The 21,482-nt window shown below is 44.5% G+C and carries 20 protein-coding genes; 14 read left to right on the top strand and 6 right to left on the bottom strand.

The genetic code is table 11. The annotated features are described in order from the left end of the window. Nucleotides 1-45 precede the first annotated feature (45 nt). The 8 genes from FFF34_007900 to aroC all read left to right on the top strand — a co-directional run bounded on the left by FFF34_007900 (nucleotide 46) and on the right by aroC (nucleotide 7,961). Nucleotides 46-252, top strand: coding sequence for an RNA-binding S4 domain-containing protein (locus FFF34_007900; GenBank protein ID TSD67307.1), 207 nt, complete (start codon nucleotides 46-48; stop codon nucleotides 250-252). Next, the gene (gene aroB / locus FFF34_007905; protein ID TSD67308.1) at nucleotides 253-1,311 is read left to right on the top strand and encodes a 3-dehydroquinate synthase; all 1,059 of its coding nucleotides are present in this window, start codon (nucleotides 253-255) and stop codon (nucleotides 1,309-1,311) included. A gap of 1 nt (nucleotide 1,312) precedes the next feature. Then, a complete protein-coding gene (locus FFF34_007910; GenBank protein TSD67309.1) occupies nucleotides 1,313-2,191 on the top strand; it encodes a sterol desaturase family protein in 879 nt (292 codons plus the stop codon). Between the two features lie 95 nt (nucleotides 2,192-2,286). Then, entirely contained in the window at nucleotides 2,287-2,808 is a 522-nt protein-coding gene (locus FFF34_007915; GenBank protein TSD67310.1) for a transposase, read from the top strand. A gap of 353 nt (nucleotides 2,809-3,161) precedes the next feature. Continuing rightward, nucleotides 3,162-4,064: a prephenate dehydratase gene (locus FFF34_007920; GenBank protein TSD67990.1), complete on the top strand. Its 903-nt coding sequence runs from the start codon at nucleotides 3,162-3,164 to the stop codon at nucleotides 4,062-4,064. Nucleotides 4,065-4,230: 166 nt separating this feature from the next. After that, a complete protein-coding gene (locus FFF34_007925; GenBank protein TSD67311.1) occupies nucleotides 4,231-5,361 on the top strand; it encodes a 3-deoxy-7-phosphoheptulonate synthase in 1,131 nt (376 codons plus the stop codon). Nucleotides 5,362-5,463: 102 nt separating this feature from the next. Then, on the top strand, nucleotides 5,464-6,816 hold the full coding sequence (gene aroA / locus FFF34_007930) for a 3-phosphoshikimate 1-carboxyvinyltransferase (protein ID TSD67312.1): 1,353 nt from the start codon (nucleotides 5,464-5,466) through the stop codon (nucleotides 6,814-6,816). 53 nt (nucleotides 6,817-6,869) lie between these two features. Next, nucleotides 6,870-7,961: a chorismate synthase gene (gene aroC / locus FFF34_007935; protein TSD67313.1), complete on the top strand. Its 1,092-nt coding sequence runs from the start codon at nucleotides 6,870-6,872 to the stop codon at nucleotides 7,959-7,961. Nucleotides 7,962-8,028: 67 nt separating this feature from the next. Here aroC and FFF34_007940 read toward each other — a convergent pair whose 3' ends face one another. Continuing rightward, a complete protein-coding gene (locus FFF34_007940) occupies nucleotides 8,029-8,739 on the bottom strand; it encodes a DNA alkylation repair protein (protein TSD67314.1) in 711 nt (236 codons plus the stop codon). Nucleotides 8,740-8,916: 177 nt separating this feature from the next. Here FFF34_007940 and FFF34_007945 point away from each other — a divergent pair, with 177 nt between their 5' ends. Further along, nucleotides 8,917-10,038 (top strand): MFS transporter, encoded by a 1,122-nt coding sequence (locus FFF34_007945; GenBank protein ID TSD67991.1) that lies wholly within the window; start codon nucleotides 8,917-8,919, stop codon nucleotides 10,036-10,038. A gap of 38 nt (nucleotides 10,039-10,076) precedes the next feature. Beyond that, entirely contained in the window at nucleotides 10,077-10,706 is a 630-nt protein-coding gene (locus FFF34_007950) for an HAD family hydrolase (GenBank protein ID TSD67315.1), read from the top strand. A 3-nt stretch (nucleotides 10,707-10,709) separates the two neighbouring features. Here FFF34_007950 and FFF34_007955 read toward each other — a convergent pair whose 3' ends face one another. Beyond that, nucleotides 10,710-11,222, bottom strand: coding sequence for a DinB family protein (locus FFF34_007955; protein ID TSD67316.1), 513 nt, complete (start codon nucleotides 11,220-11,222; stop codon nucleotides 10,710-10,712). A gap of 87 nt (nucleotides 11,223-11,309) precedes the next feature. Between FFF34_007955 and FFF34_007960 the strand changes: the two genes are divergently transcribed. Further along, nucleotides 11,310-12,854, top strand: a complete 1,545-nt coding sequence (locus FFF34_007960; GenBank protein TSD67317.1) for a L,D-transpeptidase family protein — start codon at nucleotides 11,310-11,312, stop codon at nucleotides 12,852-12,854. Between the two features lie 73 nt (nucleotides 12,855-12,927). Here the strand turns inward: FFF34_007960 and FFF34_007965 are convergent, their stop codons facing one another. Both FFF34_007965 and FFF34_007970 read right to left on the bottom strand, forming a co-directional pair. Beyond that, complete coding sequence (locus FFF34_007965) at nucleotides 12,928-13,728, bottom strand: murein L,D-transpeptidase catalytic domain family protein (GenBank protein TSD67318.1); 801 nt, start codon at nucleotides 13,726-13,728, stop codon at nucleotides 12,928-12,930. A 263-nt stretch (nucleotides 13,729-13,991) separates the two neighbouring features. Beyond that, entirely contained in the window at nucleotides 13,992-14,570 is a 579-nt protein-coding gene (locus FFF34_007970) for a nitroreductase (protein ID TSD67319.1), read from the bottom strand. A 363-nt stretch (nucleotides 14,571-14,933) separates the two neighbouring features. On the opposite strand from FFF34_007970, the gene FFF34_007975 reads away from it, so the two are divergent. Further along, nucleotides 14,934-16,151 carry a dicarboxylate/amino acid:cation symporter gene (locus FFF34_007975; protein TSD67320.1) on the top strand — a complete coding sequence of 406 codons (1,218 nt, stop codon included), beginning with the start codon at nucleotides 14,934-14,936 and terminating at the stop codon, nucleotides 16,149-16,151. A 236-nt stretch (nucleotides 16,152-16,387) separates the two neighbouring features. On the opposite strand, the gene FFF34_007980 is transcribed toward FFF34_007975, so the two are convergent. Together FFF34_007980 and FFF34_007985 are read right to left on the bottom strand one after the other, a co-directional pair. Next, entirely contained in the window at nucleotides 16,388-16,693 is a 306-nt protein-coding gene (locus tag FFF34_007980; GenBank protein TSD67992.1) for an antibiotic biosynthesis monooxygenase, read from the bottom strand. A gap of 431 nt (nucleotides 16,694-17,124) precedes the next feature. After that, on the bottom strand, nucleotides 17,125-19,557 hold the full coding sequence (locus FFF34_007985) for a transketolase (protein ID TSD67321.1): 2,433 nt from the start codon (nucleotides 19,555-19,557) through the stop codon (nucleotides 17,125-17,127). A gap of 135 nt (nucleotides 19,558-19,692) precedes the next feature. Here FFF34_007985 and FFF34_007990 point away from each other — a divergent pair, with 135 nt between their 5' ends. Both FFF34_007990 and FFF34_007995 read left to right on the top strand, forming a co-directional pair. Continuing rightward, nucleotides 19,693-20,094, top strand: coding sequence for a DUF1573 domain-containing protein (locus FFF34_007990; GenBank protein ID TSD67322.1), 402 nt, complete (start codon nucleotides 19,693-19,695; stop codon nucleotides 20,092-20,094). Between the two features lie 85 nt (nucleotides 20,095-20,179). Continuing rightward, entirely contained in the window at nucleotides 20,180-21,379 is a 1,200-nt protein-coding gene (locus tag FFF34_007995) for a pyridoxal phosphate-dependent aminotransferase (GenBank protein TSD67323.1), read from the top strand. Nucleotides 21,380-21,482 lie beyond the last annotated feature (103 nt).

The raw sequence follows: 21,482 nt of genomic DNA on the forward strand, positions 1-21,482 counted from the left end.
AAAATGATAACTCATTATTGCACGAATAGTTTATTTTTGCCACCCATGATCGAATTTAAGGTAAACGGCGACTATATACAGATGATACAGCTGCTTAAGGCTACCGGCCTGGTGCAAACCGGCGGCGAGGCACAAATAGTTGTAAGCGAGGGCGAAGTGAAACATAATGGCGAGGTAGATTACCGCAAACGCCTTAAAGTGGTGCCCGGCGATATAGTAACGTTTAGAGGTCAGCAGATCAAGGTGATATAAATGGAAACCATACTTAGCGATAACTACCCCATATATTTTGAAGATAGCGTGAACCAACTGTTTAACTTTATTAAACAGGGCAAATATTCGCGTGTGTTTGTACTTACAGATGAGCACACCGGGCAGCATTGCCTGCCACTGATACAGGCGCAATTAGATGCCTTAGGCAATTTTGACCTGATAGAGATAAACGCCGGCGAAGAAAGCAAAACCATTGATTTTTGCATTGGCGTTTGGCAAATGCTGATAGATTTTGGCGCCGACCGCAAAGCACTGATGTTAAACTTAGGCGGCGGTGTAATAACCGATATGGGCGGCTTTATAGCATCAACCTACAAACGGGGGATAGACTTTGTGCAAATGCCCACTACCCTGCTTTCGCAGGTAGATGCATCCGTAGGTGGTAAAACTGGGGTAGATGTAAATGGCATAAAAAACATTATTGGTACGTTTACCCAACCCAAAGCGGTATTTATGGTAGGCGACTTTTTGCAGACCCTGCCGCCAAGGCAAATACTATCGGGCCTGGCGGAAATGCTGAAACATGGCCTGATATGCGATGCCGATTACTGGAACGAACTTAAAACAAGCGACCTTACCATCCCTTCTATAGAATTGGTACACCGGTCGGTAGAGATAAAGAACGCGGTAGTTATTGAAGACCCGCACGAAAAAGGCATACGCAAGGCGCTTAACTTTGGGCACACTATAGGCCACGCCGTTGAAACCAACTCCTTGTTAAACGATGATGACCACCTAACCCATGGCGAAGCTATTGCCATTGGTATGATATGCGAGGCATGGCTATCTAACAAAAAAGCGGGCCTGCCAGATAACCAACTGGCCGAAATTGTAGCGGTATTAACCAAGTTATACCCTAAATACGACATCCCCGACACCTGCCACTCTGTTTTATACAGCCTGATGCAAAAGGACAAAAAGAACATGGAGGGCCAAATTAATTGTACCTTACTAAAACATATCGGCGATTTTAGCATTGACAATATTTGTACAGAAGACGAACTTTGCGATAGCTTAAAATATTACGCTCAACTATAACATGCCCGATCCGAACGCACGTACCGAAGCTGTAGTAATACTGGTTGGCTTGCTGGTGCTGCTAACCCTGGCCGAAATGTGGTTTAGCTACCGCGAAAACCGCCACTATTACGAAAAGCGCGACACCCTAACCAACATTTACTTAACCACACTTGCCTTTTTGCTAAACCTTGCGGTAAATGGCAGCACTTTTTTTATACTGAGCTATTTTTACAAGTTCAGGCTGTTTAGTATTGCTAATGTTGCAGCCTACTGGTTTGTGCTGGTAGTAGTGCAGGATCTTTTATACTGGGTACTGCATTATGTGGGCCACTATTGCCGCCTTTTTTGGGCCATGCATGTAACGCACCACTCATCACAGCATTTCAATTTTACAACGGGTTTCCGCTCTACCGTGTTTGAGCCGTTGTACCGCACCTTTTTTTATTTGCCGCTGGCAATTATGGGCTTTCACCCTATTGATATTTTATATGCTTATTTGGTTACGCAGCTATACGGCAATTTGGTACATACCCAATACCACATACCGCTGCCAAAATGGTATGGGTATATATTTGTAACCCCATCGCATCATAGGGTGCACCATGCATCAAACCTGCGTTACCTGGATAAAAATATGGGGATGTTGCTGATCATCTGGGACAGGCTTTTCGGCACTTTCCAAACCGAGGATGCCGACGAACCCGTTAAGTACGGCCTTACAAAACAACCCGACGATCTGGGGCCGGTAAACGTGCTGTTCCACGAGTGGAAAGCATTGCTGCACGATGTAAAAAACGCCCCCGGCATAGCCAATAAACTTAAATATGTGCTTAACCCACCCGGTTGGAGCCACGACGGTAGTACAAAAACGGCTAAGGAATTGCAGCGGGAAGGGTGAGTTAATATGCGCCGGTTCAAGCGTCCACGCTTGAACCCCCTAAAAAATGTAAGCGTCCACGCTTACATAAAAAAATAAATTCCCATATTTATTTAATGTCCCGAAACGCCTCAACAGACGAGTTATATTTTGTTACGCTAACAGTTGTAAACTGGATAGACGTTTTTACACGCAGGTTATATAATGATTTCATAGTACAGAGCTTAACCCATTGTCAGCAGCATAAAAAACTTAATATCTATGCTTATGTGATAATGACCAATCACATTCATTTGGTCGCCAATGTATCAGAAGGCTCGTTAGGTGATGTATTGAGAGATTTTAAAACTTTTACATCAAAAGAACTGGCCAAGCTGATAATGAATAACGAGCAGGAAAGCCGCCGAAAGTGGATGATAAGTACCTTCAACTGGGCCGGCAAAATTAACCCTTTAAACACCAACCATCAATTTTGGCAAAACGGCAATCATCCTATATTACTGTACAGCCCGGCCGTGATCGATCAAAAAATAGATTACATACATGAAAATCCTGTTAAAGCTGGTTTTGTAGGTTCGGCACATGAGTTTTGGTACAGCAGCGCGAATCCTGAAAGCCCTTTAAAAGTAATTGATTAATGTAAGCGAGGACGCTTACATTCTTTTTACATCCAAGCGTTGACGCTTGGATGGGCGGATTAGGCATTTTCCTTTAACTTTTTGTTACCCCAAAGTAAGCAAACCGCACCTTTTACCCAATAATATTTTGTTAGCGTTATTTTTTTAATAAAAAATAAAATTATCTATTGACAAAATGATTTTTACTTGTACATTTACGGCATAACAAAAACAATGAACAATTCACGTGCATATTTTTATGGTTTCTACTTTTACTTTACCAGTAAGAGCCGGGACTGATATGTACTAACAAAACATACAAAAATAAAAAGTCCCGGCCTAATAAGCCGGGACTTTTTTGCTTTAACACAATGATGAAAACCGAAAAACCAAGAGTTGCCATACAAGGCATACGCGCATCCTTCCACGAAGAGGCAGCGTTTAAGTATTTTGGCGAAAAAATACACACTGTTGAGTGCAACTCTTTTAAGCAAACATTTGAGGCGCTGCAAAACAACGATGCCGATTATGTGGTAATGGCTATTGAAAACAGCATTGCCGGCAGCATACTGCCCAACTACTCGCTGATGATGAGCTACAGTTTTCCGGTGGTGGGCGAGGTTTATGTGCCCATACAACTGCACCTGATGGCTTTACCGGGTGTAAAGTTTGATGACATTAAATATGTAACATCGCACCCTATTGCCATACGCCAGTGCATCGATTTTTTTGACGAATACCCGCATCTAAAAATTGTTGAAAGCAACGATACCGCTGCCTGTGCAAAACGCATCCGCGATGAACAGCTTACAGATACCGTGGCCATTGCCAATACCCTGGCTGCTAACCTATACGGGCTGGATGTGCTGGAACGCCGGATAGAATCTAACAAAAAGAATTTTACCCGCTTTTTGATACTGACCAATCACGAAAACGCCAAAAAGAAAACCGGGGCCAACAAAGCATCACTATGTTTCCAGGTGAGTAACCAGGTAGGCTCGTTAGCTAAGGTGCTAAACATATTTGCCCAGGAAAACATGAACATGAGTAAAATACAAAGCATGCCGGTATTGGGCAAACGCAACGAATACAATTTTTACGTAGATGTTGAGTGGGATGATGCCCGCAACTACGATTCGGCCATAAGGCAAATATTAAAATATACGCACAACTTTAACATTTTGGGCGAATACATAAGGCACGAAGAAGAGACTACCGCAAAGCCCTTAGTACCCGAAAAAACTAAAAGATATATAACGGTAAAGAAAATAGAATAGCGGGATGAGTCGGCAGAGACCGAAGTCGGTAAATCCGGGAAAATGGAAATCGGTGAAATCATCTCAAAACGGTGAAATCACAAAAAAACAGCAATCAAAAAATCAACATAAAAAAACAATCTGTAAAATCACCCTAAATCGGTGAAATCACAACAATAACAACGATATGAAACTTAATTTAAACATAGAACCCCTTAACAACTGGATAAACAAAACCGGTAAACAGCCCCTTGTAATTGCCGGCCCTTGCAGTGCCGAAACGGAGGACCAGTTAGTTGCCACCGCGCATTTATTAGCTAAAACAGGTAAAATTAGCGCGCTGCGCGCTGGCATCTGGAAACCACGCACCCGCCCCGGAGAATTTGAAGGTATTGGCAGCATTGGTTTAGAGTGGTTAAACCGCGCTAAAGAAGAAACAGGTTTGCCAACCGCTGTTGAAGTAGCTACCGCTAAACACGTAGAAGAAGCTTTAAAAGCAGGTGTAGATATCCTTTGGGTAGGTGCACGCTCAACCGTTAACCCTTTTACTGTACAGGAAATTGCCGACGCGCTGCGTGGTGTGGATGTACCCGTAATGGTTAAAAACCCGGTTAACCCCGATCTGTCTTTATGGGTTGGCGCTTTAGAGCGTATTAACAATGCCGGTATCACTAAGCTGGCGGCTATTCACCGCGGTTTTTCATCATACGAAAAATCAGCTTTCCGTAACGAACCGATGTGGGACCTTGCCATCGGCCTGAAAACCCTTGCACCACATCTGCCTATTATTAACGACCCAAGCCACATTACCGGCAACCGCGACCTGATTGGTTACATATCGCAAAAGGCATTGGATCTGGATATGCAGGGCTTGATGATCGAATCACATATCGACCCTACCGTTGCCTGGACCGATGCTGCACAGCAGGTTACCCCGGCTGCCTTAGCAAACATTATTGATAACCTGGCCCTACGCAAGCCCGAGGTTAAAGATGTGGTGTTGAATGATAAACTGCACGAACTGCGCAGCCAGATTGATAAAATTGACGACCTGGTTATCCAAAAAATGGCCGAGCGTATGCAGATAGTAGAGAAAATAGGCAACTACAAAAAGGATAACAACATTACCATTTTACAGGTTAACCGTTGGGACGAGATATTGCACAAACGTACCAGCTACGCCAAAGCTTTAAAACTAAGCACCGAGTTTACCGAAAAATTGCTTGAGCTGATGCACAGCGAATCTATCCGCAAGCAGACCGAGATAATGAACAAAAGCGAAGCAGGCCAGGCGGCAGAAAAATTAACACATGCGTAAGCAGCCTCTCCCCAACCCCTCTCCAAAGGAGAGGGACTATTAAAAAGTTTATAACCCTCTCCTTTGGAAAGGGCAGCAGGGTGAGGCATAACAATTTTTCAAATGAAGCATAATATCATTATAAGTAAGCAAAGCAAAACGGTATCGGGCACGGTACAGCTCACCGGCTCAAAAAGCGAGTGCAACCGTGCATTGGTTATTGAGGCGCTGAGCGATGGCAAGGTAAAGGTTGAGAATATATCTGACGCGGCCGATACGGTTACTTTAGCAGCTATACTCAGGGAGTCGAAAGTTGAAAGCCCTAAAGTTGTTGTTGGTACAGATGAAGCACATGAAGTTGAAGAGATAGGGAACGAAATTGCAGACTCAAGACTTCAGACTCAAGACTCAAGACTTGTAAACATAGGCCCTGCCGGTACAGCTATGCGTTTTTTAACAGCATATTATGCCATAGGCCATCAGGAAATTATATTAACAGGCAGCGAGAGGATGAAGCAAAGGCCGATAGGGATATTGGTTGACGCGTTGCGAGGTTTGGGTGCCCATATTGAATATGAAGAAAATGAGGGGTACCCCCCTATCAAATTAAAAGGTAGTTTTGAGCAGCAAACTCGTAAGATCAGTATTAAGGGTAATATAAGCAGTCAGTATATTACTGCCCTGTTACTCATCGCTGCCAAACTGCCTTTTGGTTTGGACCTGCACATCGAAGGCGAGCTAACCTCGCGCCCGTATGTAGAAATGACGTTAGCTATGCTTAGGCAGGCAAATATACAGCACACCTGGGCCGATAATGTCATTTCCATATCACATCAGGATTTTGCAGATACATCGCTGCATGTGGAACCTGACTGGAGCGCGGCATCGTACTGGTATGCTATAGCCGCTTTAAGCGATGAAGCCGAACTATTTTTACCCGGCCTTACCTCATACAGCTTGCAGGGCGATAGTGTAATAACCGAGATAATGGCCAACTTTGGCATCACATCACAGTTTAAGGATGGCGGCGTGTATTTAACCAAAGAGGTAAAGCCCATCTATCGTAAGATATTTGATATGAAGGAATGCCCCGACCTGGCACAAACCGTTGTTGTGGTTTGCGCCGTATTGGGCCACGACGCGACATTTACCGGGCTGGAAACCTTAAAAATTAAAGAAACCGACCGTATATTAGCCCTGCAAACCGAACTGGCAAAAATTGGCGTTAAGCTGATAGAAAAAGGGCAGGTTTATAAGCTGGATTGCAGCGAAAAGCAATTACCGCAACGGGTTTTTATCAACACCTACGACGACCACCGTATGGCCATGGCTTTTGCGCCGCTGGCAACTGTGATACCCGAGGTGGAGATAGAAGATGCCGATGTGGTAGAAAAATCGTACCCGGCGTTTTGGCAACACCTGCAAAGTGTAGGGTTTGCCCCCCATCCCCCTGAAGGGGGAGCAAAAGTGCTTTAATAAAATAATTTATACATTTAACAAATAAATCCCCCTTTAGGGGGCTAGGGGGTATGGCAGGTAATTCATTCGGTCAATTATTCAGGATAACAACATTTGGCGAATCGCATGGCGAGGCTATTGGCGTAATTATCGACGGCTGCCCCGCGGGCTTAACGGTAGACCTGGATTACATACAGGGCGAGCTGGACAAGCGCAAACCGGGACAATCAAAAATTACCACCCAGCGTAAAGAGAGCGACGAGTTCAGGATACTATCGGGCACGTTTGAAGGCAAAACCACCGGTACGCCTATCGCCATGATCATCCCTAACGAAGATCAGCGATCTAAAGATTACGGGCATAATGTAGATGTATTTCGCCCATCGCATGCCGATTACACCTACCAAACCAAATACGGCATTCGCGATCATCGTGGCGGCGGCCGTTCGTCTGCCCGCGAAACCGCGGCGCGCGTTGCAGCCGGGGCAATAGCCAAACTATTGCTAAAAACACAAGGCATTGAAATTGTTGCGCATGTAAGCAGCGTTGGCCGTATAGATGCGCCGAACGTATTTATTGAGGATACCAACGAATTTATAGCCGAGCGCGAAAAAAACATTGTGCGTTGTGCCGACCCGGCCACTGCCGAAGAAATGATAGCCTTTATAGACGATATACGCAAACAAGGCGATACCGTTGGTGGCAAGGTTAGCTGCTATGTAAAAAACTGCCCTGTGGGCCTTGGAGACCCCGTGTTTGATAAGCTGCATGCCGACTTAGGCAAGGCGATGCTAAGCATTAATGCTGTGCATGGTTTTGAATTTGGTTCGGGTTTTAGCGGCAGCGAGATGCGCGGATCGGAGCATAACGATATATTTATTAAAAACGCTGCCGGTGATGTAGGCACCCGTACCAATTTTTCGGGTGGTATACAAGGGGGCATCAGCAACGGTATGCCTATTGAGTTTAAGGTGGCTTTTAAACCGGTTGCTACCATTATGCAAGCCCAGCAAACCATAAACAGCGAAGGTAACGCCGCCGAAATATCGGGCAAAGGCCGCCACGACCCATGTGTAGTACCCCGCGCCGTACCAATTGTTGAAGCGATGGCCGCCCTTGTTTTAGCAGACCACTGGCTACGTAACCGAAATTCAAAACTGTAGAGACGCAATACTTTGCGTCTCTGATATGCATTCAAACAAACGAGACGCAAGGTATGCGTCTCTACCGTTAACACTTCACCTCTTTCTTTTTAGTTGCAATGCCGCCACGTTTATCCCATACCTTTTTAATATAATCGGTAGCAAGGGGTACTTTGCAGGCTGTGCCGTGCTTATCAACAGTTACCACCCCTATTCTGCCAGCTATTGCCATGGCTTCGTCAGCTAAAGCAGCTACGTAACTGCCCACACAAATAACATAGTTGTTCATGTGGTAGCAAACCCTGTCTTCGCTGTGTTTGATATCCAACTCGGCGCGTTGCAATAGGCTTTTCAATTTTTCCATATCCAACTCGTTATTGGGTTGCAGTGCCACCAGATTACTTAGAGTGGCCCATCCTGTAGCGGCAACATGTTCAACAGGGCTATCGATCCATTTTAGCGCCAGTTCAAAGCCGTTGGGGTTACCAGCGGCTACCCATGGTACGGTATACTCGCTAATGTTGTTAGATGTGGCATGCTCCGCCCAGGTTTGCAGGTCGTCTGTGGTCATTTTGGCATCGTCGGCAATCAATCCGGCCAGGTACATGGCATCGGCATTGCCGGTGGCAAACAGATCTTTCGCCAGCTGGTAGTCCTTTTTTATCTTCTTTTGTATCGGTTTTAAATACTCCACCTTTACACCAAAAAAGGGCTCCTTAACACCATGTTTCAGCAATATCTTTTTAATGCTGTCGCTGCCTTTTTCCTGCAGTTCGGTCATTATTTCGGTAACGGTCATCGCGGTGTGGTTTGATTATTAAATTTATGATATTTTCCTGCATTAAAATGCAAACAGTAAATCTCAAATCCTATTTTTGATTTTAAACCCTTACACCCCTAAACCGTGTCGATATTCAGCCTTTATAAAAACGCCTACCGCGGCTTATCGCCTAACAGCTGGTACCTTAGCCTGGTAATGCTGATAAACCGCAGTGGTACTATGGTAGTGCCTTACTTAAGCCTTTATTGTGTAGAAAAACTGGGCTTTAGCATTACGCAGGCAGGGTTTATTATGGCCTTGTTTGGTGTGGGCTCAATACTGGGTGCTTTTGCAGGCGGTAAACTGATTGACCGCTTTGGCTTTTACGATTTGCAGATAGGCACCCTGCTAAGCGGTGGCCTGCTGTTTATTCTATTAGGTTATCAGCATACATTTATTACCTTGGCTATAGGTACATTTTTATTAAGCTTTTGCAACGAGGCCTTTCGCCCGGCAAACTCAACAGCGGTGGCGCATTACAGCACGCCTGAAAATAAAACCCGCTCCTACTCGCTCAACCGTTTGGCCGTAAACCTTGGCTGGGCCTTTGGTGGTGGCCTGGGTGGGGTACTGGCATCGTTTAGTTACAGTTATTTGTTTTGGGTAGATGGCTGCACCAACATTATAGCCGCGCTGATATTACTAAAGCTGATGCCCCGCTCGGTTATTAAAAAAAGCGAGGTAGTAAAAGATAAAAATGTAAAGGTAGCATCGCCGTATAAGGATGGGGCCTACATGATGTTCATTCTTTTATCTACCCTGTTTGGCTTGTGCTTTTTCCAGTTTTTTATTATGGAACCGGTGTTTTACCGCCTTAAATGGCACTTCAGCGAACGCCTGATAGGTTTGTTGCTGGCTTTAAATGGTTTGCTGATAGTAGCCGTAGAAATGGTACTGATACACTACCTGGAGCGCAAAAGGCACGGGCTTATCTATATAACAAGTGGGGTTATTATAGCAGGCATAGGCTTTGTATTGCTTAACATTTTACCGGCCGGTGTGGCTACAGCGGTATTGGTAGTAGTAATTATAACTCTGGGCGAAATAATGAGCATGCCTTTTATGAATGCTTACTGGATAGCCCGCACAAACGATTATAACCGCGGGCAATATGCTGCATTGTATACCATGTCGTGGTCGGCGGCGCAAATTTTGGCACCAGCTTTGGGGAGCCAGGTTATAGCCTATGGTGGTTTTAATTTGCTTTGGTGGTTGCTTGGCGTTTTAAGCTTTGCTACCGCTGCCGGCTATTTTGTGTTATACAAAAGCGAAAAATAACCGAACCAACAGGGCAGCTTTTACCTTAATTGTTAATAATGAAACGCGTTTTAATTTTAGACCTCGACAACACCATATATCCGGTTAGCCAGATAGCCGACCACCTGTTTGGCCGCTTATTTACCATGATAGATGAAGAGTTGGCCGAAGAGGACCGGCAGGCTGCCGAAGAGGCCAAGCACGAGCTTACCCGCCGCCCCTATCAGCAAGTAGCAGATGATTTTGGCTTTAGCAACGAGCTTAAAACCAAGGGCCTTGAGCTGCTGAAAAACTGCACTTACGATTTGCCTATGCAGCCTTATGATGAGTACGATACGCTGCGTAATATAGCCATTGATAAGTTTTTGGTGACCACAGGCTTTACTAAGCTGCAAATGAGCAAGGTAAAAATGCTGGATATTGCCGCTGATTTTAAGCAGGTTTATGTGGTAGACCCCGAAGAATCGGACCAAACCAAGGGGGATATATTTAACAAAATAATGCAGGAGAATGGCTATGCCCTTGGCGATGTACTGGTAATTGGCGACGACCCAAAATCTGAGATAAAGTTTGCTAAAGAGCTGGGTATTGAAACTTTTCTGTTCGATCCGGAAAGCAAACACCCTGATGCCGAGGTAACCTACCGCGGTACGGATTATAGCGAGATTGAGCGTATCATCGCACAATAACAATCATTCGCTCATCAGCACCTTTACCGTAACTATCAATTGGCCCAAATGCCGCATAGTGTGCTCGGCGCTGTGCACATAAAGGCCCAACACGGTTGATGGCAACTGCGCCCGGCCTACGCCCCTAAATTGGGTTAAGGTGGCTTCATCAGCTTTGCTTAACTGTAATAATGCCGCATCAATCTGCGTGTTAAAATTGCTAACTAATTCGGTAACTGTGTATATTTTATTGGTCGGTTTACCCTCTGCCGACAGGTAGCTTAATTGCCCGGGGGTTAAAACCTCGGCACGTGCATAAGTAAATAACCTGTCGAGTACGCCGGTTAAGTGCTGCAAATGGAAAGCCGGCGATGCCATTCCCGCAACCTTTTGATATAACAACTCATCCGGAAAGCCTTGCATAAGTGCCGTCAGTTCTTCACGCGCCTGTAATAGCGCGTGCGCAACAGGTTGCAGCAAAGCGGGCATGTTACTTAAAGGGCCGCGCAGCCATACTTCGGGTTGGTTAGTTGCCATGTGCTTTAAGTGTGTAAAACTATTTGTGGTATAGGTATTGTTATGTGTAAACCAAATTTATAATATTAAATACCGATACACTCAAATATGAAAAGAATTCTTTTACTACCCCTCATTGTACTTCTTTCGGCCTTTACCCTAACTTTCCAAAGCTGTAAGAAAAAAAGCCGGTCAGACATGGGCAACCAGCTTTACCTGAAAACCAAAAACAAGGTTTTTAAAGATGTAACACCCGAAGGCCTCGCCGAAGTTTTTAAAAAGGTTTTGGTTGAAGAGCGATCTAAAATGGATAACCCGCAGCTAATAACCGCTTACTACGAGCAAAACGATTATGACCCGGCTTTTGTAATGGATCATATTTTTAATGGTGATGTTGATTTAACTGCCAACTATTTTGAAAAAGTGAGCCAGCACGGCCTTGATCCCAAAATGTTTAAAGCCGACCAGATAAAAGCTTTGGTTGATAAATTCCAGGATAAAAAAGGGATAAAAACCTTAGATGAGGCTTACCATGATATTGCAAAACTGGAGATATTAACAGCCAACTCGCTGATAAACTATTCAAACGCGTTGCAGTATGGTATGGTTAGTCCGCGTAAAATATACGCACGTTACTTTACCGAAACCCTGCGCCCCGATAGTGCAAGCATGTCAAAAATATTCTATATAAAAGATATGAAGCAGTACCTGGATAGCATACAGCCTAAAGACCCGCAATACCTTGCCCTGCAAAAGGCACTGGTTACAGGCAGCACTGCGCCGGGCATGAGCAAAGAAGAAACCACCCGTTATTTAGTGGTTAACCTGGAGCGCCTGCGCTGGAAAAACAAACCAACGCAACCTAAGTATGTAATAGTGAACATACCCGACTATCGCTTAGATGTGATGGAGAACGGCAAATCGACCCTGAACATGAAAGTTTGTGTGGGCGAAGGCCGTAACACCGATAATGCCAATACCCTTGTTGAATATGACGAAAGCGATAAAGTTGACCGCCCCTTTACCCGCGAAACCCCGCAGCTAAACAGTATGATATACGAGGCGCAGGTAAACCCGGTATGGAACATTCCTAACAGTATTGCTACTAAAGAAATCATCGTTGAAGCCCAAAAAGACCCTTACTACCTTTCAAATAAAGGTATAGATGTGTACCAAAATGGCAAAAAGGTAGACGACCCTGAAACCATTAAATGGGCCGATGCTACAGCTGATAAATACGAATTTAAACAACGCCCCGGCGACGATAACTCGTTAGGTAAGATCAAATTCCTGTTCCCTAACAAAAGCAGCGTTTACCTGCACGATACCCCTGCAAAAAGTGCTTTCGGATTAACAGTACGTGCTGTAAGCCACGGTTGTGTACGTTTAGAGAAACCACAGGATCTGGCACAATCCCTATTTGGTGCCGGTGAAACCTACGACACCATTGTGAAGGATATGAGCGAGAATAATGACAAACCTACTGACATAGCCCTACCTAAAAAAGTACCGGTATACATTACCTATGTTACCTGCTGGGCCGACGAAAGCGGCACCATCCAGTTTCGCCCGGATGTTTATGGTTTAGATGTGGTATTGTATGGCCACCTGCAAAAGTTTTTACCAACCAGCAGCCAAATAGCCGCCTTGTAATTACAGCACATTACTAAAAAGAAAAGCCCGTTAACATTAACTGTTAACGGGCTTTTTTGTAAGCGTTATATAATTAAAGCTTTGCCATTGTTGTAGAATCTGCGGTTAATGCAGAGTCGGGCATTATGTACTTCTCAGGTGCGGTTTCGTCAAGCAAATTAGATCTATAGCGGGCATCGTTACCATTAATAAATAGCATTGTTTTGCCTTTAATGGTATTGATAACCGTTTGTGCAACCTCTGGCGATATAGCAGGGCAACCAAAGCTGCGGCCTAAGCGGCCAATTTGGTTAATGGTATTTTGGCATACATAATCTGCAGCGTGTACCACTATACCACGGGCACGTGCAGCACTGTTAATGCCATTATCCAAACCATCCAATCGTAACGATTGGCCGTGTTTGCCTATATATACATCATCCGTAAGGTAAAAACCCAGGCTGCTTTGGTGCGACTCGTTATTGTTGCTAAAGCGGTTGGCCATATCATCGCCACTGCCCTGCCCGTGCGCTACCCATGTGTTTAATACCAGGGTTTTGTTCAGCATATCAACAATCCACATGCGCTTTTCGCGGCTCGATCGGTTAAAATCAATAACGGTGATAATATTGCTATTGGCAGGTAGTTTATTAGCCAATTTAAGGTTTAAGTAGCCGGTAACCGCTTTTTGAAATACCGCAACATCCAGCCCGGTTTGTTGCAGGTTGGCTGTTTGATATATATTTGATACATACTGCGTAAACACTTCTTTAGCAGTTAATGTATGTGTAATGCTTTTGTTATTTGATTTGTTGGCACCAGCCGGTCTCCAGCTGATAACAGATACTGAAAACAGCAACATTGCGCCAAAAATCCACCACAAGTGTTTTCTCATAATTATTTGGGTTTAATACAATAATCAATTAAAAAGGTACCGCAGATTTAGGGTTTATTTACTGGAACTAATTGTGATTAGTAGAACAAATATACGAAAATTACCCGCTTTTATTGTCACGACAATCTAACGATATACTTAAATGAAATATTATTTCAGTAAAGTTAAATAACACTAACCATTTATCCAAACAAAAAGGGGAAAATGTTACCATCCTCCCCTTTGCTCATTATATACTTTAAAAGTTTATTAACCCCCGGTGCTTATTTATGCCAAACAATTTTATCCTCAACAGGAATGTTGCGTTTACCTTCGGGCTGTACGTCGGTATAACCTAAAAATAAAACACCCAGTATGCTATCCTCTTCGCCTAAGCCAAAGTGCTGGGCATATGCCGGTTTTAACACCATACCACCTGTGCTCCAAAAAGCGCCGATATTAAGGGCTGTAGCACCTAATAACAGGTTTTGCACCGCGCACGATGCTGCTATCACCTCTTCAAATACAGGTATCTTAGGCAGCGCGCCACGCTTTTGGTAAGCTATTACCACGTGCGACGAGTTATTGCCCTGGTTGGTTAAGTTGGTATAAACAGTTGGGTTAAAGCTTTCGCCGGGGTTAGCCGCTTTGTATAATTCGGCATGTTGCGCGCAATAAACAGATGGTTCTTCAAAAACTATAAAACGCCATGGTTCGGTATTGCCATGGTTGGGTGCCCAGTCCGCAAGCTCCAATATTGATGCTATGTGGCCATTAGGTATTTTATTACCATTCATGGTAGAGGGTTTAATAGTGCGGCGTTTTTTTATGTTATCGGCGATTGCTGAAAATGTAGTATCCATAGGTGTTTTAATATGGCTGCGAAATTAGGGATTTTGACCGAAAGAAACAGCCTCTGCTGGTGTTGTCAGTAACAATTTTTTTTTAGCTCAAACAAGACCCGTCCTTTTCAGATAACAATTTTACCAATAGGTGCAGCGGATGTGCGATTCCTTCCCTGGGGAAGGAGGAGGTAGGGGTTAAACCAGGCGTTCAGCTATTAACCGTCGCTCATTTAAACCCCTCCCTGCCTTTACGCTCATTGCTAACCGCACCCCTCCCCAGGGAGGGAATTATAATTTTCAGAACAGGCATTCGCCCCTGCCCGCTATTTAATGCAATAAAATTATTTAATTTCACGGGCGCCATTAACCGGCCTATAGCGTATGAATAACTGGATAAAAAATTATAGCGGGATAATTTGGCTGTTAACGGGCATTATTATTGGCAGTATTGCCGGCGTTGTGCTGGGCGAAAGGGCCGAAATACTAAAACCCATCGGCGATATTTTCCTGAACCTGTTATTTGTGGCTGTTATCCCACTTGTTTTCTTTGCTATTTCGTCTGCCATAGCCAACCTGCAAGGCACACAAAAGCTAAGCCGTATAATGGGTATTATGGCGGGCGTTTTTTTGGGTACTATTATAGTAGCGGCAATATTAACCATTATCGCACTGTGGATATTTCCTTTGGGTGCCACAGTAACTACAGCCACCGCCGGCACCACAGCAGAGGCGGGTAAAAAGTTAACCGGCGATGCCGTTACACAGCTATTTACCACCAGCGAGTTCTTTAACCTGCTATCCCGTAAAAACATGCTGGCCATGATCATTTTTGCCATACTGGTAGGTTTTGGCGCATTAAGGGCGGGCGACAAAGGCAAAGCATTCACCGGTTTTTTAAATTCGGGCAACGAGGTTTTTAAACAAGTATTTGTCATTATCATGAAAGCAGGGCCAATTGGCCTGGGTGCTTACTTTGCTTACCAGGTGGCTGTTTTTGGGCCAAGCCTGTTTGGCACCTATGCCCATACACTGGGTATTGGTTATGGTGTTAGCTTGTTTTTATACGCTGTATTTTATAGCCTATATGCCTTTATTGCAGGCGGCGTAACCGGCATTAAACGCTACTGGAAAAATAACATCATCCCTTCGGCTACTGCGGTGGCAACCTGCAGCAGTATTGCCACAATACCGGCCAATTTAGATGCCGCCAAAAAAATGGGCATTAGTGATGTAATTGCCGGGGTAACTATACCGCTTGGGGGCACCCTACATAAAGATGGCTCCAGCATATCCTCCATATTAAAAATGGCCGTAGTGTTTGCCATGTTTGGCAAAGGGTTTGACAGTCCGCAGGTTATACTGCTGGCTTTGGGGATGACAGTTTTAGTAAGTATGGTTGAGGGCGGCATCCCTAACGGCGGTTATATAGGCGAGCTGCTATTTATCTCGGCTTATGGCTTCCCGCCTGAAGCATTACCACCTGCTATAATTATTGGCACCCTGATAGACCCCATTGCTACCCTGCTAAACGCGACCGGCGATACTGTTGCCGCCATGATGATCAATAGATTTGCAGAAGGGAAATTGGTTGAGGATTGATCTCCTTGGTTTATTGGCGAAAACTCTACAGCTATTCGAAGCTTTTTAATTCCCTCCCCGGGGAGGGGTGCGGTTAGAAATGAGCGTAAAGGCAGGGAGGGGTTCATATGAGCAATAGTTATAATTGGACTCAACGCCTTGATTAACCCCTACCTCCTCCTTCCCCAGGGAAGGAATCGCACCTTCCCTGCAATATTTTAATCTTCCGAACGAAGGTAATTCCACCAATTTGAAATTTACATATGCGGCTTTTTGGCTACGCCAATAATGTCTACATCTTCTAACACCAGCGACTTGACCATGTTTTGAACGATGGCCTTGTACTTTTTAAAGTGCGGTGTTTCTATATGTGCCTTGTACGCGGCGGTATCGGCATATACCTCTAAAATGGTAATGTGCGACGGATCAGTCTTATCCGCTACCGCGTAATAGGTTAACACACCAGGCTCGGTTTTTACCGCCGTGGTCATCTGCTCTTTAAGTGCCGCGTTATACTGGTCTAACAGGGCAGGGTCAACCTGAATTTTCGCTAATCTTACCATTTGGTTATTACTTTGTGCCAAAGCGCTGCCTGTCATACACAAGATCAACAGGCATACCATAAATGTAAATTTTTTCATCATCAATAATTGAATTTTTCCGTTTGGAGACCAACCTATCAAAGGTCGGTATTAATATTTAAAATAGTTGTGACACTGTTTTGTCACTACCCGTGCTCTTTTCAAAAAACCGGTCCCGGGTATTTCGGTGCTGCGCGAATGCAAAATAAATTGCATTTAGGTGAAAAATAATTTTATATTAGTGAACAGGCGGGCAACAAAAAAAACGAAAACAGCTATAGCTAAAGCAGTAAAAAATCGCAAAAAAAAACAAAAAGTTACCTTAAGGATGTAATGGCCTAAATTATACAACAAAAAACCCGATCAGCATTTACTCACCGGGCTTTTTTATTTTTTATGAACTTTGATTTTGCCTAAAATATCGCCGGATATTTACCCGGGTTGGCTTCGCTCATCATCTTGTAAACCGCCTCTATCACATCATCGTGCGATGGCTTGCTAAAGTAATCACCGTCTGAGCCATAAGGTGGCCTGTGCTCGGCAGCCGAAAGCGTTTTAGGCTGAGCGTCAAGCGCATAGTAGCCGTTTTGCACCTCCAGTATCTTTTGCAGTATAAACGCCGAACCACCACCCGGCAGGTCTTCGTCTACTATTAATAGCTTATTGGTTTTACGTAAGGAGTTACCACAAACATTCTCTGTATCAAACGGATAAAGGGTTTGCGGGTCTATCACCTCAATGTTCATACCCATTTTGGCTAACTCTTCGGCACTCTCCATCACTATACGCAGGGTTGAGCCATAGCTGATAACTGTAACATCGGTACCTTCCCTTAGTATCTCGGCCTTACCTAAGGGTACGGTAAACTCACCTATATTGGCCGGCAGCTTCTCCTTAATACGGTAACCGTTAAGGCTTTCTATCACCAAGGCGGGTTCGTCGCCGCGCAAAAGCGTATTGTACATACCGGCAGCTTGGGTCATGTTACGTGGCACGCAAATATGCATCCCCCTAAGCGAGTTCAATATAAAACCAAGCGGCGATCCCGAGTGCCATATGCCCTCTAACCTGTGGCCGCGTGTGCGCACAATAAGCGGTGCCTTTTGCCCGCCAAGCGTGCGGTAGCTCAAGCTGGCTAAGTCGTCGCTTAAAACAGTGATAGAATACAGCAGGTAATCTAAGTATTGAATTTCGGCAATTGGCCTTAAGCCACGCATAGCAAGGCCCATGCCCTGCCCTATAATGGTTGCTTCGCGTATGCCGGTATCGGTAATACGCAGGTCGGTATACTTGCTTTGCAAGCCTGCAAAGCCTTGGTTTACATCGCCTATAGCACCCACATCTTCGCCAAAGGCAACAATGCTTTTATCGCGCTCAAAATTGGCATCAAAGCAGGCATTTAATACCTCGCGGCCATCCATTACTTTGGCATCATCGTCATAAGTGGCGGCTACAACCTTCACATATAAAGGCGATTGCGGCGTACCTGTAAACAGTTTGGAATTAAAGCGTTCCTTGTTCTTAACGTTCTCGGCATTTAGCAGATCAACAAGCGCTTGTCTTTCGTGGGTATTCTCGTTTATGGTTAAACGCAATGCCTTGCGTATGGTAGTAATGGTGTCTTTACGGCCCGGATCTATGCAGCTTTCTAAGGATGTGATCAGACTTTGTAATTCGTTGGCATGCGCCGATACCTGGGCCATGCGGTAAATAACCTGCACGGTTTGCTCCATTTCGGCTTTTATCTCGTTTTCCAGATCGCTCCAGGCTTCGCGCTGGCAATCACGCACATGCTTTTTTGCCGCTGCTTCCAACTTGTCAATTTCCTCGGCAGTAGCAATAGCCGATTCTATCATCCATTTGCGCATTTGCAGCAGGCAATCATGTTCTTCTTCCCAGGCAAGCCTGTCTTTCGACTTGTAACGCTCGTGCGAACCTGATGTAGAGTGGCCCTGCGGCTGGGTCATTTCGGTAACGTGTATCATTACCGGTACATGCTCTTCGCGGCATATTTTAATGGCACGCTCGTAAGTTTCGCAAAGGGCTACATAATCCCATCCGCGCACTTTAAATATCTCGTATCCCTTGCCTTTACTATCGCGTTGAAAGCCCTTTAAAACCTCGGATATATCCTCTTTGGTAGTTTGCAGCCTTGCCGGTACCGATATAGCGTAGGCATCATCCCATATAGAGATAGCCATAGGCACCTGCAGCACACCGGCAGCATTAAATGTCTCAAAAAATAACCCCTCGGATGTTGAACCGTTACCGATGGTGCCAAAAGCAACCTCGTTACCGTTAACCGAAAAATTCTTTAAGTAGGCCAGTTCTTTATTTTGGCGGTATAGTTTTGATGCGTAAGCTAAACCCAGCAAGCGTGGCATGTGCCCGCCTGTGGTAGATATATCGGCCCCGCAATTCATGGTTTCAGCCTGGTTTGCCCAACTGCCATCTTCGTTTACATAACGGGTGGCATAGTGGCAATTCATTTGCCTGCCTGCCGATGCGGGGTCTTTTTCAACATCGGGGTTGGCATATAACTGAGCGAAAAACTCCTTCAAATTGCTCATGCCGGTAGCAAACATAAAAGTTTGGTCGCGGTAGTAGCCTGCACGCCAGTCGCCATTTTTAAAAGCCTTGGCCATAGCCAATTGCGCAACTTCCTTACCATCGCCAAAAATGCCAAACTTAGCCTTACCTGTAAGCACTTCCCTCCTGCCTATCAGACTGGCCTGTCGGCTTTCAAAGCCAACACGGTAGTCGCCGATAACAATTTTTCTGAAATCGTCAAAACTGAGTTCGGCAGCATTTGTGGTATTGCCAGTGTGTAATGCAGTTTCGGGCATATTATATTTGATTAGGCGGTAAAATTATAAAATTCTATTCGGTTTTAGTAATGGTACATATAAAACGCCGAGTTTTTACAATAGTTTTGATTTTAGGTTAAACCTTTTATATTTGTAATAATCAAACACGCAACTATGAAAAAATTAATATTGATCTGCACCGTAATTTTAGGCTTTGCTTTTACCGCTTCTGCACAAGACGACCAAAAAGCCGAGTTTAAATTTAACGAAGAAAAACACGACTTTGGTAAAATACCACAAGGCACACCTGTTACTACAATTTTTGAATTTACCAACGTTGGTACCGAGCCACTTATACTTACTGAAGTAAGGCCTACCTGCGGTTGCACCATTGCCGATTACACTAAAACCCCGGTTTTAAAAGGCGCTAAAGGATCTATTAAGATCACTTATAACGCGGCGGTAGCCTCGGCATTTAACAAAACCATTGTGGTAACATCAAATGCTAAAACGCCTACCAAGTATTTAAATATTGTGGGCGAGGTAGTTGCCAAACCGGCGGCATCGAGCAAGTAATAGCTTTAACAAAGCATAAATAATTAAAAAGGCATCCTTGCAGATGCCTTTTTTTATGGGCTGTTTTTTTTACTAATTTTGCCCCATGCCAAAAATTTCGCAAAAAGGGCAGCGAATGCCCGCATCGCCTATACGTAAACTAACCCCATTTGCCGATAAAGCTAAGCTGGAAGGTAAAAAAGTATATCACCTTAATATTGGCCAGCCGGATATTGAAACGCCCGAAAGCATGCTTAATGCCATTAAAAATATTGATTTTAAGGTATGGGCCTACACTCCCAGCGAGGGTACTTTAAGTTACCGTAAAAAACTAACCGAATACTATAACAAGTTAGGCTATAACATCACCCCCGAAAACATTATTGTAACCACCGGCGGATCGGAAGCTATTACCATTGCCATGATGAGTTGCCTGGATGATGGCGACGAAGTAATAATACCTGAACCATTTTATGCCAACTACAATGGCTTTGCCAACCAAACAGATGTAGTAGTAAAACCCATTTTATCATACATTGATAATGGCTTTGCGTTACCGCCTATAAGCGAGTTTGAAAAGCTGATCACCCCTAAAACCAAGGCCATCATTATTTGCAACCCTAATAACCCTACCGGCTACCTATACTCGCAGGCGGAACTGGATGCATTAAAGGAACTGGCTTTAAAATACGACTTGTACCTGTTTAGTGACGAAGCTTACCGCGAATTTTGTTACGACGGCCGCAATTTTATATCGCCCATGCACCTTGAGGGGTTGGACGAAAACGTAATTGTGATGGACACTGTAAGCAAGCGTTATAGTGCTTGTGGTGCACGCTTAGGCTGCCTTATTACCAAAAACAAGGCTGTTATTGCAGCTGGGTTAAAATTTGCGCAGGCAAGGCTATCGCCGGGCATGGTTGAGCAAATTGCTGGCGAAGCGGCTGTGGATACACCTGATAGCTATTTTGAAGCTGTTAGTCACGAATATACCCTACGTCGCGATACTTTGGTAAATGCGCTTAACAAGATGGAGGGTGTATATTGCCCTAACCCGGGTGGTGCATTTTATGTGGTTGCCCGATTCCCGATTGATAATGCCGATAAGTTTTGCCAATGGATGCTGGAGAGCTTTAGCTACAATAACCAAACGGTAATGATGGCACCCGCAACCGGCTTTTACAGCACGCCCGGAGCAGGCCAAAATGAAGTACGAATGGCATATGTACTAAACAACGATGACCTGGGCAAAGCTATGGAATGCCTGGAAAAAGGTTTACAGGAATACCCGGGTCGGGAATTATAAAGTCTTAAGTCAAAAGTAATAAGTCGAAAGTCAGGGCTGAAACGGCATTAAATTTGTATATTTGTACTGGTTTAACTCAGAACTTAACACTTCGGACTTAAGA

Origin of the sequence: Inquilinus sp. KBS0705 (assembly GCA_005938025.2) — a bacterium.
Classification (GTDB): domain Bacteria; phylum Bacteroidota; class Bacteroidia; order Sphingobacteriales; family Sphingobacteriaceae; genus Mucilaginibacter.

Coding starts and splice junctions, on each gene's coding strand:
- FFF34_007900 (TSD67307.1), top strand. CDS start 46: ATGATCGAATTTAAGGTAAACGGCGACTATATACAGATGATACAGCTG.
- aroB (TSD67308.1), top strand. CDS start 253: ATGGAAACCATACTTAGCGATAACTACCCCATATATTTTGAAGATAGC.
- FFF34_007910 (TSD67309.1), top strand. CDS start 1,313: ATGCCCGATCCGAACGCACGTACCGAAGCTGTAGTAATACTGGTTGGC.
- FFF34_007915 (TSD67310.1), top strand. CDS start 2,287: ATGTCCCGAAACGCCTCAACAGACGAGTTATATTTTGTTACGCTAACA.
- FFF34_007920 (TSD67990.1), top strand. CDS start 3,162: ATGAAAACCGAAAAACCAAGAGTTGCCATACAAGGCATACGCGCATCC.
- FFF34_007925 (TSD67311.1), top strand. CDS start 4,231: ATGAAACTTAATTTAAACATAGAACCCCTTAACAACTGGATAAACAAA.
- aroA (TSD67312.1), top strand. CDS start 5,464: ATGAAGCATAATATCATTATAAGTAAGCAAAGCAAAACGGTATCGGGC.
- aroC (TSD67313.1), top strand. CDS start 6,870: ATGGCAGGTAATTCATTCGGTCAATTATTCAGGATAACAACATTTGGC.
- FFF34_007940 (TSD67314.1), bottom strand. CDS start 8,739: ATGACCGTTACCGAAATAATGACCGAACTGCAGGAAAAAGGCAGCGAC.
- FFF34_007945 (TSD67991.1), top strand. CDS start 8,917: ATGCTGATAAACCGCAGTGGTACTATGGTAGTGCCTTACTTAAGCCTT.
- FFF34_007950 (TSD67315.1), top strand. CDS start 10,077: ATGAAACGCGTTTTAATTTTAGACCTCGACAACACCATATATCCGGTT.
- FFF34_007955 (TSD67316.1), bottom strand. CDS start 11,222: ATGGCAACTAACCAACCCGAAGTATGGCTGCGCGGCCCTTTAAGTAAC.
- FFF34_007960 (TSD67317.1), top strand. CDS start 11,310: ATGAAAAGAATTCTTTTACTACCCCTCATTGTACTTCTTTCGGCCTTT.
- FFF34_007965 (TSD67318.1), bottom strand. CDS start 13,728: ATGAGAAAACACTTGTGGTGGATTTTTGGCGCAATGTTGCTGTTTTCA.
- FFF34_007970 (TSD67319.1), bottom strand. CDS start 14,570: ATGGATACTACATTTTCAGCAATCGCCGATAACATAAAAAAACGCCGC.
- FFF34_007975 (TSD67320.1), top strand. CDS start 14,934: ATGAATAACTGGATAAAAAATTATAGCGGGATAATTTGGCTGTTAACG.
- FFF34_007980 (TSD67992.1), bottom strand. CDS start 16,693: ATGGTAAGATTAGCGAAAATTCAGGTTGACCCTGCCCTGTTAGACCAG.
- FFF34_007985 (TSD67321.1), bottom strand. CDS start 19,557: ATGCCCGAAACTGCATTACACACTGGCAATACCACAAATGCTGCCGAA.
- FFF34_007990 (TSD67322.1), top strand. CDS start 19,693: ATGAAAAAATTAATATTGATCTGCACCGTAATTTTAGGCTTTGCTTTT.
- FFF34_007995 (TSD67323.1), top strand. CDS start 20,180: ATGCCAAAAATTTCGCAAAAAGGGCAGCGAATGCCCGCATCGCCTATA.